We start from the raw sequence: 16,904 nt of genomic DNA on the forward strand, positions 1-16,904 counted from the left end.
TTTAAATAAAGAAACTTTTGCCCCTGAAGGTAAAAAAGGTCTTAACACTGCTTTTAAAAAAAAATGAAATATTTTCCTCATACTCAAATATAGGAAATGTATATTTAACCTACTTAAGAGGTTTAGAAATAGCTGAATTAAAAGAAGAAGATATGCCTATGGTTTAGTTTTATTTAATCTAGAATTCTGTGTTTTCCTGTAGTGTTTTTGATATTATCAATATGCTGTTTTTGATAATCCTTATTTGCTCCATTTATTACAGCGTTTTTTAAAGTATCAACTACCGCTTGTTTATTTTCATATGGGGCTGGTTCATTATTGACCTTTATTGAGTTTAGGGCTTCTAATATTCTGTGAGGCCTCACAATCATTGTACTTTCTGGTACATAATTAATTTCTTTTAACTCACAATCTCCATAAAATACAATTATTGAAAAGAATGGGATTTTCTCAAACTGCTTTAAGCTGTCCTTTAAGCTTAAAATTTGACTGTTTACTTGCTTTATTGGATTATAAAAACGGTATTTGTTTTTTCCATAAGCCATAATCTGTGTCCAATTGGTTTGATTGCCATTTCCAAATATCCAACCTCCGTAATCTTTAACTTCAATTACAACAATCCCTTGAGTTGTTGCCAACACTATGTCAGCTTGTGAAAACTTACCATTTCCCTTTTTTATAATTAAATCATGAAAGATTGTTTTAGAATTTACACCACTTTTTAAGAGCTTAAGAATTAAACTAAGCTCAGAGTTTGTACCCCTTCTTAATGAAGTTACGGTTTCAATTAATTCTTGATTTTTATGACGCCTGTAAATATTTAGGACTATTGTACATAATAAGATTAGAAGAAACAAAACTCCTATGTATATTATTGCTGTCATTTTTGTAAGAATGTATTGTAATAAATAATCAAATTCTACAATAAAGTTAATTAAAAATATTTGATGATAGCTATATTAATATTATTAGGTGCTCTAATTTACAAAACAGGGTTTGAGTCAATGAAATGGGCTTATTTGGCCAACCACACAGGGGGTGACGCACCTTTTAAAATTTAGCTGGGGAGCAGATCAGTAGGAAGCATAGAGCTTTTAATATACAGATTATTAAAATTACGTTAATAATGCGTTGAAAACTATTCATTGCTATTTTATGACAACCTCTTATTAATTCAGACTTTTGCATTAAGTAAACTGCAAATTAAAAGGCTAAATATAATAATAGAAAGAAATCAAGGAAACATCATAATTAATTGAAATAAAGCAAGTTAGGTCCCTTTTAGTAAAAAATTAATGAAAGTATTTTTTCATTTATGTGTGGTTTATGAAACTATAAATTCAATAATTATGAAAAAAAAGACAAAGTTTAACAAACTAGACTCCAAACGTTACTCAATCTTAGACAAATCTACAGGTGAATTATTTGAGCCTAATAACTCCAACCTTTATACTGCAGCTGATGATGATGGTTTAATTTTTAATAGTAAGCGTTATTTTATTTTTGATGATGATAGACTGAAATGTATGTTATCAAGTGGAATTGATTCTAATACATTAGGTGCATTTATTATATTGACTCAAAACCTAAAAATGAATTACAATATCTGCATGAATTCAGACAAACAGCCGTTTAATGCTAAACGCTTGTCTAAAGAAATTAAAAAATCTACGCAGCAATCAAGATATTACATTAGAAAATTAATTAAACACAAGATAATTCGTGAGTGTATTTTAAAGAGTAGAAAAGATTTAAAAAAAGTATTAGTTTTAAATCCCTTTTTAGCTAGAAAAGGAAAATTAATGGATGATTCTTTAAGAGGCTTATTTGATGATTTTTGTGATTAGCCTTCAATCACAAACATACACCCTATTAAACTTTAAGCTTGAATAGTGGTTTTCCTAAAGAAGCAAAAACAACTGTCTATTTACTGCCAGTAAACTGCCAGTGGATGCTTTTTTTCACTAAATTTGGGTTAATGTATAAGCATAAAAAAAGCCCTTACATCTCTGTAAAGGCTTTATAACTGGCTCCTCTTCTTAGGCTCGAACTAAGGACCCTCTGATTAACAGTCAGATGCTCTAACCAACTGAGCTAAAGAGGAGTGTTTTCGCTGTTGCGAGCGCAAATATAAATTGTTTTTTATATTCTACAAAACAATAATTAAATTTTTATTTAAAAATTGCTTTAAAAATGTCATTTCCGTTGGCAAAAAGTACTAAAGCTATCAAAATAAAGAATCCTACGGTTTGTGCATACTCCATAAACTTATCGCTTGGTTTGCGTCCAGATATCATTTCGTAGATTAAAAACATAACATGACCTCCATCTAAAGCTGGTATTGGCAACAAGTTAAGGACACCTAGCATTATAGATAAAAAGGCTGTAATACTCCAAAACGTTTGCCAATCCCAATAATCTGGAAATACATTTAATATAGCATAAAACCCACCTACACCTTTATATGCTCCTGTACTTGGATTACCAATTTCTTTAAGTTGCCCAAAGTATTTATCTATTTGTCCTGTAAACTTATTGTAACCACCTCCAAAGCTCTCTGCAAAGGTGTAAGTTTTAGTCTTCATTTTATAATAGCCTAGTTTCTGCATTGTTTTTGGTACAGCACCTCCAAAATAAACAATCCCTAATTTTGCATCACTACTAACTTTAAGTTTCTCTGAAATTAATTTATCTTCTCTTAAAAAAGTTATTTCAACTTCTTGCCCTTTATATTCATTTAATATTGGCTCTATTTGATCTAAGTATTTTAATTCCTTATCTCCAATAGTTCTAATAACATCTCCTTTTTTTAAATTTATAGATTTATTAAAAGAAGTATCGGGAATATGAGAAACTATCATAGGATATCGCATCTCGAACAAATCTCTTCTTTTACTATCTGAAAACTGCCCTAAGAAATTTATAGGCATTTTAATTGTTTGCTCTACACCATCTCTTTTTAAAGTTATGGTCTTTGCTCCAATAAAATTTCCTTTTATGTCTGAGTAGTTCTCAACATTATATTCACCAACTTTAGTAATATTGTCTCCTGTTTTGAAACCTAAATCTGTTAACAATGGATTTTCAACTAAATAACCATCTTGGATTGTTGCAGCATCTATATGACTATCTCCATAAACAAAGGATAAGAAAAAATAAATAACATAGGCTAAAATAAAGTTGACTATAACTCCACCAAGCATAATAATTAAACGTTGCCAAGCTGGCTTAGATCTAAACTCCCAAGGTTTAGGTTCTTCAGCCATAGCTTCAGTATCCATGCTTTCGTCAATCATTCCAGCAATTTTCACGTAACCTCCAAGAGGTAACCAACCTATTCCATAAACGGTATCACCTATTTTTTTCTTAAAAAGTGAAAATTTCACATCAAAAAATAAATAGAATTTCTCTACTCTAGTTCCAAATAATTTTGCTGGTATAAAATGCCCAAGCTCGTGAAGTATGATTAATAATGAAAGTCCCAGTAGAAACTGAGAGATTTGTATAATAATTCCCATGTAATTTATCTATTCATATTTATAACTCCCAAAAGTAAGTATTTACACTTAGTTTAAAAAGCTATTGTTATAATGCTTTACGTTTTAACATCATTTTATGACCCAAAAAAATGGTTTGCCAAGTGTTTGCGTTGTATTTTTGTAAAATATTGATTCAAATTTAATTTTTATGCTTTCTTTTTTTAAAGATTACAAAAAATTTGCCATTGGGTTTTTTTTCCTTTCAGCAATAATAATCTATATCATTTACATTATATTAAATGTTGAAAAACCCTTACCAATCTACCAACCAAATAACGTTGAAACTACTTTGGTTGACAGTACTATTCAACACGTAAAAAAATATCATAAAATTGCAGACTTTAGTCTTACTAACCAAAACGGAAAGACAGTTACACAAGATAATTATGCAAATAAAATTTACGTTGCAGATTTCTTTTTTACAACCTGTCAGACTATATGTCCTATTATGACAGATAATATGAAGAACATACAAAAGGAGATTATAAATGATGAAGAAGTAATGCTTCTTTCTCACTCTGTAACTCCTACCATTGATAGTGTTCAGCAACTAAAAAAATATGGAATTAACAAAGGTGTTAATGATGCTAAATGGAATCTAGTAACAGGTGATAAAAAACAAATTTATGAACTTGCTAGAAAAAGTTACTTAGCTGTAAAAGCTGATGGTAATGGAGACCAGTTTGATATGATACATACAGAAAATTTTATGCTTATTGATAAGAAACGTCAAATTCGCGGGTTTTATGATGGTACAGATTCTGAAGCTATTTCTCAATTGCTTGAAGACATTAAAAAATTAAAACGCATGGAGAAATAGCGCTTTCTTTAACTTCAATTTTTTAGCTTAAGTTTTTTCACTTACTTTTGCTTCTTTAAAATCAATCTAAATAAGCTTGCAATACACATTAGCACATTTAAAACGAGGAGAAAAAGGTTTAATTATCGATGTTTCATCAGAATTAATACCATTAAAACTACTTGAAATGGGTTGTCTTCCAGGGAATTTAGTTGAGTTAGTTCAGGTTGCTCCTTTTTCTGATCCATTATATCTTAACATTAATGGAAGCCATCTTGCTATTAGAAAAGAAACTGCTATTCATATTTTAATAGACTTGATAAATGAGTAAGCAAATAAACGTAGCGCTAATTGGTAACCCAAACACTGGTAAAACATCTGTGTTTAATGCCTTAACAGGTTTAAACCAACAAGTTGGTAACTATCCTGGTATTACAGTAGAAAAAAAAGAAGGCATATGTAAATTGCCACGTGGAGTTAAAGCCCATATTATAGATTTACCTGGAACTTATAGTTTAAATGTATCTTCTTTAGACGAAAATGTAGTAATCGAATTGTTATTGAACAGAAATGATAAAGACTTTCCAGATGTTGCAGTTGTTGTAAGTGATGTAGAAAATTTAAAACGAAACTTACTCCTTTTTACACAAATAAAAGACCTTGAGATTCCTTGCCTATTAGTTGTTAATATGGCAGATAGAATGAAAAGAAAAGGTATAACACTAGATCTTAAATACCTAGAACAAGAGTTAGAAACCAAAATTGCTGTTATTAGTACGAGAAAAAATGAAGGTATCGATAATTTGAAACAGCAAATTAGCAACTATAAAGACTTATCTACAAAACCTTGTTTAAACGCTTCAGAAATCGATGTGGCCTATTTTAATAGTCTTCGCAAGGCTTTTCCTAATCAGTTACTTTATAAATTATGGCTTGTAATAACTCAAGATGTAAACTTTGGAAAAACAGATAGAAAAAAAGTTGAAGCCATATCTAGCTTTAAAACTAAAGCAAAAGGAGACCTAAAAAGGCTTCAGCAAAAAGAAACTATAAAAAGATACCAATTTATAAATAATGTTCTTAAAAAAGGGCAAACCATCGATGCTTCACAAGCAACAGATGTTCGTGCGAAATTAGATCGTATTCTTACTCATAAAATTTGGGGCTATTTAATTTTCTTTCTAATCCTTTTAACAATTTTTCAAGCCATATACGATTGGTCTAGTATACCAATGGACTGGATAGACTCTTCATTTGCATCTCTAAGTAATTGGGTAAAAGCAACATTTCCAGGTGGTGGCAAAGTAACCGATTTAGTTGCAGAAGGTATCATATCTGGACTAGGAGGAATTGTTATTTTTATTCCACAAATAGCCTTTCTTTTCCTATTTATTGCAATACTAGAAGAAAGTGGCTACATGAGTCGTGTTGTGTTTTTAATGGATAGAATAATGCGACGTTTTGGGTTAAGTGGTAAAAGTATTGTACCATTAATTTCTGGAACAGCTTGTGCTATTCCTGCAATAATGGCTACTAGAAATATAGAAAGTTGGAAAGAACGCTTAATTACCATTTTAGTAACACCTTTTACAACATGTTCGGCTAGGTTGCCTGTGTATTTAATTATTATTTCTCTTGTAATTCCTGAAGGCAGAATACTAGGTTTAAGCTATCAAGCATTAACACTAATGTTACTTTATCTTATAGGCTTTGGTGCTGCTGTAGGTTCTGCATGGATTTTAAATAAGATACTGAAGATTAAGAGTAAAACCTTTTTTGTTGTTGAAATGCCAAACTATAAAGTACCTCTTTTAAAAAATGTAGCACTTACAGTTTTAGAAAAAACAAAGGCTTTTATTTTTGGTGCTGGAAAAATAATTTTAGCCATTTCAATTGTATTATGGGTATTGGCTTCTTATGGCCCAGGTGATCAATTTAATAATGCTGAAAATATTATTATAACAAAATATGCTAAAGACAACTTAAATGAAGTAGAGTTAGAACAAAAAATAGCATCTCATAAACTCGAACATTCTTTTATAGGTATTACTGGAAGAGCTATCGAACCAGCCATTAGACCATTAGGTTACGATTGGAAAATTGGTGTTGCTTTAATTAGCTCTTTTGCAGCAAGAGAAGTTTTTGTTGGTACTTTAGCAACAATCTATAGTGTAGGAAGTGATGACGAAGAAACCATAAAAAACAGAATGGCAGGAGAAGTAAACCCAATTCTTGGTGGTCCATTATTTAATTTCGCCTCTGGAATTTCGCTGCTTTTATTTTATGCCTTTGCAATGCAATGCATGAGTACATTGGCAATTGTAAAACGGGAAACAAACAGCTGGAAATGGCCAGTTTATCAATTTACAATAATGACTGCTATTGCATATATTGCTGGTTTAATTGCCTACCAATTTTTGAAATAAATGAATATAATACTTCAAAATATCATTATTTTTATAATATTAACTCTAGCTGTTGGCTTTTTAGTTAAGAAATATTTCTGGAAAAAGAAATCTAAAAAAGCTTGTGGAACAAGCGATTGTGGTTGTCATTAAAAAAACCTTTTAAAAAAGGGTCTCATAATATATTATTACATTTAATTACTCCCTTATATCTAGCTGTATAAAATAATCCTTTGGTTTAATTTTATTTCTATATTCTGGATATGGCGCAATGTTGAATCCTGTAACTTTTATTTTTTTAGAAGAAAATAAGTTTCCTAGCGAATTTTGTAGTTGAGCATTTGGAGAAAATATTAATCGTTTTTGCTCAATCTTCGTTCCGTTTTTAAAAACATCTATTAAAACAATAGCTTCTCCAGCCCTAACACATTGTACACCTTTTGGGCAACGCGAATCACTTTCTAAGGTTACAAATTTAAACTCCAAATTATCCACTGCTATCGTTTTTCCAAACATTAATTTAGAAATAATTTTAGGTGTCTGCGCTTTTACCTCAGTTGAATCTTGGGCAGAAACCACAAAAACAAATAGTAGTGTGACTATAAATAGTATTTTTTTCATTTTTATAAACCTTAAAGACTAAATATAACTTAAATCTTACGAAAGTTAGTAGTATTAAAAATTTTAGTTAGATTTGTAAAAAATTTAAGTAAGCTTAAAAATTAATTAAAGGTATTAGAAATGTCTGTAGCTGTAGAAAATTTTGTAAAAGCCATTTACAAGAATAACAATAATGAGAGTAATGATACTAAGCCAGGTAATATTGCAAAAAAATTAGGGATTAGTAATGCTGCCGCAACAGATATGGCTAAAAAATTAGCAACTAAACACTTACTTAATTACGAAAAATATAAAGCTTTAAAACTTACCGATAAAGGAGAGAAAATGGCTTTAAATATTGTTAGAAAACATAGACTTTGGGAAGCTTTTTTGTATAAAACTTTCGATATGTCTTTACATGATATTCATCGTGAGGCAGAATTACTAGAACATGAAACTTCAAATTTTTTAGCAAATAAAATTAGTGAATACCTTGGTAATCCTAAGTTTGATCCTCATGGAGATCCTATTCCAAATATAAATGGTAAAATTACAACAGTTGATGTTTCTATAAGTTTAGCAAATACTCAAGAAGGTAAAAGCTACACCATCTCTCGTTTAATGAGTGATGATAAAGAATTTTTTGATTTTTGTGCTCAAAATGGACTTAAATATGGAAATACTGTTTTAGTTACTAAGCAGTTTAATAAAAATAAAATGACTCAAATATCAATTAATAACAACACGATTCTTCTTAATGAAGATTTTTCAAAAATTATTTATGCTAATGAAATTAATTAAAGAGTTAAAAAGCGTAACGCTTATTCTAAGCATTATAAGTACGTCTTTATTATACGCTCAAGAAGATTCATCTTTGGGTCCATTAATAACAGATAGACCAGACGCAACCGAATCTCCAACAGCAATACCTAAAGGTTTCTTACAATTTGAAACTGGAGCTTTTTATGAAAGTTTTGAAGAAAACAATATTAAAACAGAAGATTTTACCTACAATACCATGTTGGTGAGATATGGCTTACTTGATAATTTTGAACTAAGATTAGGTTACAATTTTACAGATAGTAAAACAAAGTTTAATGGTACTGAAATTACTTCGGCTACTAGTTTTTCGCCATTACTTTTAGGATTTAAAACAACTATTGTAGAAGAGAATGGTGTAATACCAGAAATTGGGTTTTTAGGACATTTAAACCTGCCTTTTTTAGTAAATAATGACATAAGACCAGAAAATACTGGAGTAGACTTTAGGTTTTCTTTTGCTCACACCTTAAATGAAAACTCAAGTTTATCTTACAATTTAGGTGCTGCATGGGAAAATGATAGCTCTGAAGCAGCTTACATATACTCGCTAGCTTATGGACATAGTTTAACAAATAAACTTGGCGCTTATATAGAAGTATATGGTGATGCTCCCGAAAACAAGAAAGCAAACCACCTTTGGGATGTAGGATTTACTTATTTAGTTTCTAACAATTTTCAATTAGATGCAACAGTAGGTTCGAGCATTACTAAAGGTCAAGATATTTTAATAAGTGCTGGATTTAGTTTTAGAATACCAAAATCTTAAAAATTAAAAATTTTATAATGAAAAAAACAATACTTATATTGGTTGTAGCGCTCACTCTTCTTGCCTGTAAAAACAAAGCAAAGCAAGACAACGGTAAATTAAACGTTGTTACGACTACAACTATGATTACCGATTTGGTTAAAAATATTGGAGGCGATTTAGTAAATATTCAAGGATTAATGGGAAGTGGTGTCGATCCACACTTATACAAAGCAAGCGAAGGCGATGTTACTAAATTGGTAAATGCAGATATTATTTTCTATAACGGTTTGCATCTAGAAGGCAAGTTGGTTGAGGTTTTCGAAAAAATGGGAAGTAAAACTAAAACACCTATTGCTTTGGCTGAAGAAATAGATAAAAGTACATTAATAGGTTCAGATTATTTTGCTTCAAATTACGATCCTCACGTTTGGTTTAATATTGAGTATTTTAAACAATTTACAAAAAAAGTGACTTCTGTTTTATCTGAAAAAAATCCAGAAAATGCATCACGTTTTTCAGAAAACGAAAAAGTTTTTTTAGATAAATTAGAAACTTTGCAACAAAACGTATTAAGTACAATCGAAACACTTGCTAAGGAAAAAAGAATTTTAGTGACTGCTCACGATGCCTTTAATTATTTTGGCAAAAATTATAGTTTTAACGTTGTTGGATTACAAGGGTTGAGCACAGCAACCGAAGCTGGTGTTCAAGATGTACAAAAACTAGCGGCTTTTATTATTGAAAATAAAGTAAAAGCTATTTTTGTAGAAAGTTCTGTGCCAAAACGTACAATTGAAGCGTTACAAGCAGCTGTAAAATCTAAAGGTCACGATGTTGTAATTGGTGGTACATTATATTCTGATGCGCTTGGAAATACAGGCACTTTAGAAGGTACGTATGTTGGTATGTTTGAGTATAATGTGAATACGATTGTTAAGGCGCTAAAGTAAATTTAAAGTTGCAATCAAGTTAGCGATATAGAATTGCAACTACAAAAATATTATAGAGTAATGACATTTCGAGTGATTTGTGAAGCACGAACAAATTGTATCTAGAAGTCATCAAAAAAGATCTCGATACTATTCTGAAAGAAAAACTCAGAATCACTCGAACTGACAAAAAAAGGAATTAATGAAATCTAAAATAGCAGTTAAAGTAGACGACCTTACAGTAGCTTACAACTACAAACCAGTACTTTGGGATATTGATTTAGAAATTCCAGAAGGTGTTTTAATGGCTATTGTGGGGCCAAATGGGGCAGGAAAATCGACTCTTATAAAAGCTATTCTTGGTATTTTAAAACCTATTGCAGGAAGCGTTTCTATTTATGGTAAACCATATCATAAACAAAGACAATTAGTCGCCTACGTACCACAAAAAGGAAGTGTAGATTGGGATTTTCCAACTACAGCTCTAGACGTTGTCATGATGGGAACTTATGGTAGCTTAGGCTGGATAAAAAGACCAGGACAAAAGGAGAAGAAAGCAGCGTTAGAAGCTTTAGAAAAAGTAGGTATGCTGGCTTTTAAAAGCAGACAAATTAGCCAATTATCTGGTGGACAACAACAACGTGTTTTTTTAGCACGTGCTTTGGTACAAAATGCATCAATCTATTTTATGGATGAACCTTTTCAAGGTGTTGATGCAACTACCGAAATTGCTATAATTAATATTTTAAAAGAATTACGAAAAGCAGGTAAAACAGTAATTGTCGTTCATCACGATTTGCAAACTGTACCAGAATATTTTGATTGGGTAACTTTTTTAAATGTGAAAAAAATAGCTACAGGACCTGTAAAAGATATTTTTAACGATGATAATCTAACAAAAACCTATGGTATTAACTTTAAAGTAAGTGTTCAAGAATAATGGATTTTCAAGACTATTTTTCATTAGTTTTCTCAGACTACACACTAAGAACCATAACACTTGGAACAGCTGTTTTAGGTGCTGTAACAGGTATGTTGGGTAGCTTTGCTGTTCTTAGAAAACAAAGTTTACTAGGAGATGCAATTTCGCATGCAGCATTACCTGGTATTGCTATTGCTTTTTTAATTACTGGTGCAAAAGACACGAATACGCTGCTTTTTGGTGCTTTAGTTAGTGGTTTAATTGGAACGTTTTGGATTCGAAGTATAGTAAAGAAAACACATTTAAAAAGTGATACCGCATTTGGTTTAATTCTGTCTTTATTTTTTGGTTTTGGTATGCTCTTGCTAACTTTTATTCAAAAACAACCTAATGCAAATCAAGCTGGGTTGGATAAATATTTATTTGGACAAGCCGCTACATTAGTAGAGAGCGATGTATGGTTAATGGCGATTGTAACTGGTTTATGTTTATTTGTATTACTCCTTTTTTGGAAAGAATTTAAAATTCTATTATTTGATGCAGATTACGCTAAAACACTTGGTTTTAACACTAAGTTTATCGATATTTTAATAACTTGTTTTATAGTTTTAGCTATTGTTTTAGGCTTACAAACAGTAGGTGTTGTTTTAATGAGTGCCATGCTTTTAGCTCCAGCTGCTGCGGCAAGACAATGGACAAATAGTTTAGCAACTATGGTTTTTTTAGCAGCTATTTTTGGTGCTTGTTCTGGTGTTTTTGGTACTGCAATAAGTGCTAGTCAAACTAACCTTTCTACAGGACCTGTTATTGTTTTAGTAGCTTCAGTGTTTGTGTTCTTTTCGTTTGTGTTTTCTCCAAGTCGAGGCTTATTATTTAACCAAATTCGTTTTATAAGAAACCGTAGAGATCTAGAGCTTCACAAAACATTGGCGTTTATGCATAATATTGCAGAAACACACAACAATATTTCACATCCACATGCTATTGTCTTACTTAATAACTTTCAAGGTTATACACGTTCAACACTTCAAAAATTAGTAGAGAAAAACTATGTAGAAATAAATGGTAATATGTGGAGTCTAACTAAGGTTGGTTTTGAAACTGCTGCAAATTTATACTCAAAAAAAACCGAAGAAGATGAATAGCGCTCAAATAGAAATACAGCTTATTGCAAGTTTAGTTGCTATTGCATGCGCTATTCCTGGCACTTTTTTAGTGCTTAGAAAAATGGCAATGATTAGCGATGCCATTAGTCATTCAATTTTACCAGGAATAGTAATTGGTTTTTTTATTACACAAGACCTCAACTCACCTTTGCTTATTTTACTAGCAGCTGTTACTGGTATTATTACAGTAGTTTTAGTGGAGTATATTCAAAAAACAGGGCTTGTTAAAGAAGACACAGCCATTGGTTTAGTGTTTCCTGCCTTGTTTAGTATTGGTGTTATTTTAATTGCAAAAAATGCTAACGATGTGCATTTAGATGTCGACGCTGTTTTACTTGGTGAATTAGCATTTGCACCTTTCGATAGGCTACTTATTTCAGGAATAGATGTTGGGCCAAAAGCATTATGGGTTATTGGTGTTATTTTATTAATTACCATTACCTTATTAATTGCTTTTTTTAAGGAATTAAAAATAAGCACTTTCGATGCTGGTTTAGCAGCATCTTTAGGATTTTCACCTGTAATTATTCATTATGGATTAATGAGTGTGGCTTCGGTTACAACTGTAGGTGCTTTTGATGCTGTTGGTGCTATTTTAGTAGTAGCTTTAATGATCGCTCCTGCTGCAGCTGCCTACCTTTTAACCACAGATTTAAAAAAAATGTTAGCGCTAGCTATTAGCTTTGGTGTTTTAAGTGCCATTTCTGGTTATTGGTTTGCACATTGGCTAGATGCATCAATTGCTGGTTCTATAACAACAATGTTAGGCTTATTATTCTTAATCGTATATTTATTTGCGCCAAGTAAAGGTATAATTGCTGTTTTATATCGCGAAAAACAACAACGTACCGAAGTGTCATTATTAACTTTTTTATTGCACTTAAAAAACCATAACGAGTTAGAGGAAAGACATGTAAACCACCTTCGTGAACATATTAATTGGCAAAAAGTAAGAGCAAAAACAGTTCTTGAGTTAGCGCTTAAAAATAATATGATAGTAGTTGAAAAGAATATTGTATCTCTAACCAAAAAAGGAGATGCTTTTACCTCTAAAGCGATAGATTATATTATTACAAACGAAGACTCTCAAATTGAAGATATGAAAGACGATTTCTTTTTGTTTAGAGGTTAATCTTTACTGTATCTGTTATAAAATTTTGTCATTACATTTTTCAATCCAATACCATACCAAAAGCCTATAGATTCTTTTGTAATATTTTTATTTGATCTTAAGTTTCCATCGCAAACAAACTTATCTATATCATTCTCATAAATAGTTTCGCCTCTTTGATAAATATGTATTATCACAACGTCCATTCTATAATCTGAAACCCTATTTTGACCTTGAATGTAGAGATAACCCATTTGATGTTCATGTGGAAAACCATAGCGTTCAATAATATTCTCAAACTCTTTTGAAATTTCAGAAGCCTCTGTAACTAGTTCTTCTATTGTTATTTTAATTCTTCCTTCTCTATAGGCGTGACACCTTTCCCAATTAAAAAACTTGTCCTTTAAAATTAGACTAATCCATCTGTCTTTTAATTCTTGATTAAAATTTTCTTTATAATAAACGATATAATTATTGAAATTTAATTTAAAGTCCTTATACCAACTCATTTTATTAAGTTTTGTAAAATATCTAATTGGAACACCTCCTTTTGCAAGTTTTATTGAAATTTCATTTGCCCAAGATTCATCCTTAACCTTACTTGCAATTAATAAGGCGTTTCCTAAATCTCGACCTAATGGAAAATCTACTTTTAAAAATGCTTTTTTAAAATTTATACTCTTTTTTATTAGATTGTTTTTCTGCTAAATCAACTAATTTATAATATTCTTCATACTTACAATCCTTAGAATAGGATGAAATACTAAACAAAATAAGAATAATTAAGATGTATTTCATTTAAAACCTACGTTCTTTTTGCAGTTGCTCATAAGCTTTTTGTACCTGCTTAAATTTATCCTCTGCTCCTTTTTTGTATTCCTCACCTAGGTATTCAACTTTATCAGGATGGTATTTTTTAGCCATGGTTCGGTAAGCTTTTTTAATTTCGTCTATAGAAGCAGCTTTGGTAATCTCTAAAATTTTATAGGCATTATTACTGCTATTATAAAACATAGCTTTTATACTATTATAATCGCGAGAACTTATACCAAGGTAACCAGCAATAGTAAATATTTGCCTTTCTTCATCTTCAGTCACCATACTATCTGCTTTGGCAATACCAAATAAAAAGTGCATGAGTTGTAATCTAGAAGAATGATCCATCATACGCTGTATTTGCATACAAACTTGACGTAAAGGAATGGTTTGTTGACTTACTCTTTTAAATAAATCGAAAGCTTTATTAGCCTTGTCTTTTCCATACATGCTAACAAATTGTTTGCGTACAAAATCTAATTCTCTTTGATCTTGTTTTCCATCTGATTTAATAACAACAGAAGCTAAAACAAGCAAGCTTACCTCAAAATCTCCAGAGGTTGTTTGATCACGACGTTGTTGCTGGGTTCTATAATTTGGCCTTGAATTTTGCTGTCTTCTACCTTGTTGTTTTTGACGTTGTCTATTAAAAGGGTTATCACCTTGTCCCAAGGTAAAACCTCCTTTACCTGATGCAAAAGCATCGCCAATACTTCCAATTGCTAAACCTATTATTGCACCTATTGGTCCTCCAAAAGACCAACCTAAAGTGGCACCAATCCATTTTAATCCGTTCATTTATTACTTTTATTTTAGAAATGTAAATATAATGCTTTGTTAGTAGCCATCACCTTTGTTTTGTTACGTCTATTTTCTAGTAAATCCTTAAGTATTACATATACTTTATATACATGAAGACATCCTGAGTGATTAAAGACAAAATCATTTCGAAAACTTAACTTATAGCAAGCAACTATAACCTGACCTTATGGCACCATAAGTGTTATAAGAGAATGCAATAATAATAATTGCACAGTTTTTGATTAACTTTGCATGAATAATATAATAATATAAAATTTTAAAAGATATGTATCCAGCAGAATTAGTAAAACCTATGAGCGAAGATTTAACTAACGCAGGTTTTGAAGCATTAAATACAGTAGAGTCTGTTGACCAAGCAATAAAGAAAGAAGGAACAACTTTAGTAGTTGTAAACTCTGTTTGTGGTTGTGCTGCAGCAAATGCTAGACCAGGTGCTAAAATGAGTTTAAAAAACGACAAAAAACCAAGTAATATTGTAACTGTATTTGCAGGTGTAGATAGAGAAGCTACAGATAGAGCACGTGCTCATATGATACCTTTTCCTCCAAGCTCGCCAAGTATGGCCTTATTTAAAAATGGAGAATTAGTACATATGTTAGAGCGTCACCATATTGAAGGCCGTCCTGCAGAATTAATTGCAGAAAACCTTATGGATGCTTATAACGAGCACTGCTAAAAGGCATCATAAAACAACACATCTTGTTTGTTTTAAACTAAGTATTATATAAAAACCACGTTTGTTAAACGTGGTTTTTATATTTTTGGACTATAGATTTTTATTAAAATGAGAAAACTTATAGCCTATCCATTAACCTGCTTTTATTTCCTTTTTTTTGGATTGTTCTTGCTAATATTTCATCCAATACAGTGGTTATGTTTTAATCTTTTTGGGTACACTGCTCACAAAAAAAGTGTAGATATATTACAGTTTTTTTTAATGCGTTGTCATCATCTTTTAGGAAACAGTTACACCTATATAAACACATATAAAATAGAGAATTCACTACCAGTAATAATTGTGTCTAATCACCAAAGCATGGCAGATATTCCGCCAATTATGTGGTATTTTAGAAAACACCATGTAAAATTTGTAAGTAAAAAAGAATTAGGAAAAGGCATACCAAGTGTCTCTTATAATTTACGTCATGGTGGCTCTGTCTTAATAGAACGCAAAAACCCAAGACAGGCTATTATTGCAATTAGAAATTTTTCAGATTACATAGAGTCTAATAATCGTGCAGCAGTTATTTTTCCAGAAGGCACAAGAAGTCGAGACGGTAAGCCAAAACCATTTCAAACTAAAGGTCTAGAAACACTTATTAAATATATTCCTAGTGCAGTTATTGTTCCTGTTACCATTAATAATTCATGGGAAACTTTACGATACGGTAAATTTCCTATGGGAATAGGTAATCACTTAACTTTTAAAGCACATAAACCTGTAAAAGCAATTGATTTTAATTCTACTGAAGCATTACTTTCTTACATTGAAACTACCATAAAAAAAGACATTAATGAATAGTAATACCTTAATTGAAACTACCAAAATATTTGTAAAAAAAGAATTAGTAGAAGCTGAAGGTGGGCACGATTGGTTTCATATTGAACGTGTTTATAATAACGCTATGTTAATTGCTAAAGGCGAAACTGTAAATACAGGAATTGTAGCTTTAGCTGCTTTGTTACATGATATTGCAGACAGCAAATTTTATGGTGGAGACGACACTATTGGACCTAAAAAAGCAAGAAAATTTCTATTTGAACAAAACGTAGATTCTATAATTATAGAACATGTTATAAAAATTATAGAAAACATTTCTTATAGTTTTAATATTGGAAACACAACTAATTTTAATTCTATAGAATTACAAGTTGTTCAAGATGCAGATAGATTAGATGCGCTTGGAGCAATTGGTATTGCACGCGCTTTTAATTATGGAGGCTTTAAAAACAGAGCTATTTACAATCCAGATATTAAGCCAAATCTTAATCTAACAAAAGCCGAATATAAAGCCTCTACTGCGCCAACAATTAATCATTTTTATGGGAAATTATTACTTTTAAAAGATAAGATGAATACTGTTTCTGGTAAAAAAATAGCTGAAAAACGCCATGATTATATGGTCGCTTTTTTAAGACAGTTTTTTGCTGAGTGTGATGGTGAAAGGTAATAAAGATAGCAGTCTACTTTTCTTACACTGTCTTTATTTTAGTGTAAAATTAAA

General features: G+C 30.9%; 20 protein-coding genes and 1 tRNA gene. 14 read left to right on the top strand and 7 right to left on the bottom strand.

Going from position 1 to position 16,904, the window contains the following annotated elements:
- Positions 1-173: 173 nt before the first annotated feature.
- The gene (locus QNK89_RS02475) at positions 174-884 is read right to left on the bottom strand and encodes a nuclease-related domain-containing protein (RefSeq protein ID WP_340169389.1); all 711 of its coding nucleotides are present in this window, start codon (positions 882-884) and stop codon (positions 174-176) included.
- Positions 885-1,349: 465 nt separating this feature from the next.
- On the opposite strand from QNK89_RS02475, the gene QNK89_RS02480 reads away from it, so the two are divergent.
- Entirely contained in the window at positions 1,350-1,847 is a 498-nt protein-coding gene (locus tag QNK89_RS02480; RefSeq protein WP_340169390.1) for a hypothetical protein, read from the top strand.
- A gap of 180 nt (positions 1,848-2,027) precedes the next feature.
- Here QNK89_RS02480 and QNK89_RS02485 read toward each other — a convergent pair.
- Positions 2,028-2,104, bottom strand: a tRNA-Asn gene (locus QNK89_RS02485).
- A gap of 67 nt (positions 2,105-2,171) precedes the next feature.
- Positions 2,172-3,518: an RIP metalloprotease RseP gene (gene rseP / locus QNK89_RS02490; protein ID WP_340169391.1), complete on the bottom strand. Its 1,347-nt coding sequence runs from the start codon at positions 3,516-3,518 to the stop codon at positions 2,172-2,174.
- A 169-nt stretch (positions 3,519-3,687) separates the two neighbouring features.
- On the opposite strand from rseP, the gene QNK89_RS02495 reads away from it, so the two are divergent.
- From QNK89_RS02495 to QNK89_RS02510, 4 genes are all read left to right on the top strand, one after another.
- Entirely contained in the window at positions 3,688-4,359 is a 672-nt protein-coding gene (locus QNK89_RS02495; protein ID WP_340169392.1) for an SCO family protein, read from the top strand.
- 76 nt (positions 4,360-4,435) lie between these two features.
- Positions 4,436-4,669, top strand: coding sequence for a FeoA family protein (locus QNK89_RS02500; protein WP_340169393.1), 234 nt, complete (start codon positions 4,436-4,438; stop codon positions 4,667-4,669).
- Positions 4,662-6,764 (top strand): ferrous iron transport protein B, encoded by a 2,103-nt coding sequence (gene feoB, locus QNK89_RS02505; protein WP_340169394.1) that lies wholly within the window; start codon positions 4,662-4,664, stop codon positions 6,762-6,764. The genes QNK89_RS02500 and feoB overlap by 8 nt, the downstream gene beginning before the upstream one ends.
- Positions 6,765-6,896 (top strand): FeoB-associated Cys-rich membrane protein, encoded by a 132-nt coding sequence (locus QNK89_RS02510; RefSeq protein WP_340169395.1) that lies wholly within the window; start codon positions 6,765-6,767, stop codon positions 6,894-6,896. It abuts the gene before it with no gap.
- 45 nt (positions 6,897-6,941) lie between these two features.
- On the opposite strand, the gene QNK89_RS02515 is transcribed toward QNK89_RS02510, so the two are convergent.
- The gene (locus QNK89_RS02515) at positions 6,942-7,364 is read right to left on the bottom strand and encodes a hypothetical protein (protein ID WP_340169396.1); all 423 of its coding nucleotides are present in this window, start codon (positions 7,362-7,364) and stop codon (positions 6,942-6,944) included.
- A 120-nt stretch (positions 7,365-7,484) separates the two neighbouring features.
- Between QNK89_RS02515 and QNK89_RS02520 the strand changes: the two genes are divergently transcribed.
- The 6 genes from QNK89_RS02520 to QNK89_RS02545 all read left to right on the top strand — a co-directional run bounded on the left by QNK89_RS02520 (position 7,485) and on the right by QNK89_RS02545 (position 13,062).
- Complete coding sequence (locus QNK89_RS02520) at positions 7,485-8,144, top strand: metal-dependent transcriptional regulator (RefSeq protein ID WP_340169397.1); 660 nt, start codon at positions 7,485-7,487, stop codon at positions 8,142-8,144.
- Positions 8,131-8,931 (top strand): transporter, encoded by an 801-nt coding sequence (locus tag QNK89_RS02525; RefSeq protein WP_340169398.1) that lies wholly within the window; start codon positions 8,131-8,133, stop codon positions 8,929-8,931. Before QNK89_RS02520 ends, QNK89_RS02525 begins: the two co-directional genes overlap by 14 nt.
- Before the next feature lie 17 nt (positions 8,932-8,948).
- Positions 8,949-9,863, top strand: a complete 915-nt coding sequence (locus QNK89_RS02530; RefSeq protein WP_340169399.1) for a zinc ABC transporter substrate-binding protein — start codon at positions 8,949-8,951, stop codon at positions 9,861-9,863.
- A gap of 181 nt (positions 9,864-10,044) precedes the next feature.
- Positions 10,045-10,782: a metal ABC transporter ATP-binding protein gene (locus tag QNK89_RS02535; protein WP_340169400.1), complete on the top strand. Its 738-nt coding sequence runs from the start codon at positions 10,045-10,047 to the stop codon at positions 10,780-10,782.
- On the top strand, positions 10,782-11,909 hold the full coding sequence (locus QNK89_RS02540; RefSeq protein WP_340169401.1) for a metal ABC transporter permease: 1,128 nt from the start codon (positions 10,782-10,784) through the stop codon (positions 11,907-11,909). The genes QNK89_RS02535 and QNK89_RS02540 overlap by 1 nt, the downstream gene beginning before the upstream one ends.
- A complete protein-coding gene (locus QNK89_RS02545; RefSeq protein ID WP_340169402.1) occupies positions 11,902-13,062 on the top strand; it encodes a metal ABC transporter permease in 1,161 nt (386 codons plus the stop codon). The genes QNK89_RS02540 and QNK89_RS02545 overlap by 8 nt, the downstream gene beginning before the upstream one ends.
- Here the strand turns inward: QNK89_RS02545 and QNK89_RS02550 are convergent.
- The 3 genes from QNK89_RS02550 to QNK89_RS02560 form a co-directional block, all read right to left on the bottom strand.
- Complete coding sequence (locus QNK89_RS02550; protein WP_340169403.1) at positions 13,059-13,550, bottom strand: hypothetical protein; 492 nt, start codon at positions 13,548-13,550, stop codon at positions 13,059-13,061. The genes QNK89_RS02545 and QNK89_RS02550 overlap by 4 nt on opposite strands.
- Positions 13,551-13,707: 157 nt before the next feature.
- Positions 13,708-13,839: a hypothetical protein gene (locus QNK89_RS02555; RefSeq protein ID WP_340169404.1), complete on the bottom strand. Its 132-nt coding sequence runs from the start codon at positions 13,837-13,839 to the stop codon at positions 13,708-13,710.
- Positions 13,840-14,655: a TerB family tellurite resistance protein gene (locus QNK89_RS02560; RefSeq protein WP_340169405.1), complete on the bottom strand. Its 816-nt coding sequence runs from the start codon at positions 14,653-14,655 to the stop codon at positions 13,840-13,842.
- Between the two features lie 289 nt (positions 14,656-14,944).
- Here QNK89_RS02560 and QNK89_RS02565 point away from each other — a divergent pair, with 289 nt between their 5' ends.
- The 3 genes from QNK89_RS02565 (at position 14,945) to QNK89_RS02575 (ending at position 16,850) form a co-directional block, all read left to right on the top strand.
- On the top strand, positions 14,945-15,355 hold the full coding sequence (locus QNK89_RS02565) for a BrxA/BrxB family bacilliredoxin (protein ID WP_340169406.1): 411 nt from the start codon (positions 14,945-14,947) through the stop codon (positions 15,353-15,355).
- A gap of 108 nt (positions 15,356-15,463) precedes the next feature.
- A complete protein-coding gene (locus tag QNK89_RS02570; protein WP_340169407.1) occupies positions 15,464-16,201 on the top strand; it encodes a lysophospholipid acyltransferase family protein in 738 nt (245 codons plus the stop codon).
- Complete coding sequence (locus QNK89_RS02575) at positions 16,194-16,850, top strand: HD domain-containing protein (protein ID WP_340169408.1); 657 nt, start codon at positions 16,194-16,196, stop codon at positions 16,848-16,850. The genes QNK89_RS02570 and QNK89_RS02575 overlap by 8 nt, the downstream gene beginning before the upstream one ends.
- The last annotated feature ends 54 nt before the right edge of the window (positions 16,851-16,904 follow it).

The sequence above is a fragment of the Lacinutrix sp. genome, from assembly GCF_037625555.1.
Taxonomy (GTDB): Bacteria; Bacteroidota; Bacteroidia; order Flavobacteriales; family Flavobacteriaceae; genus Lacinutrix.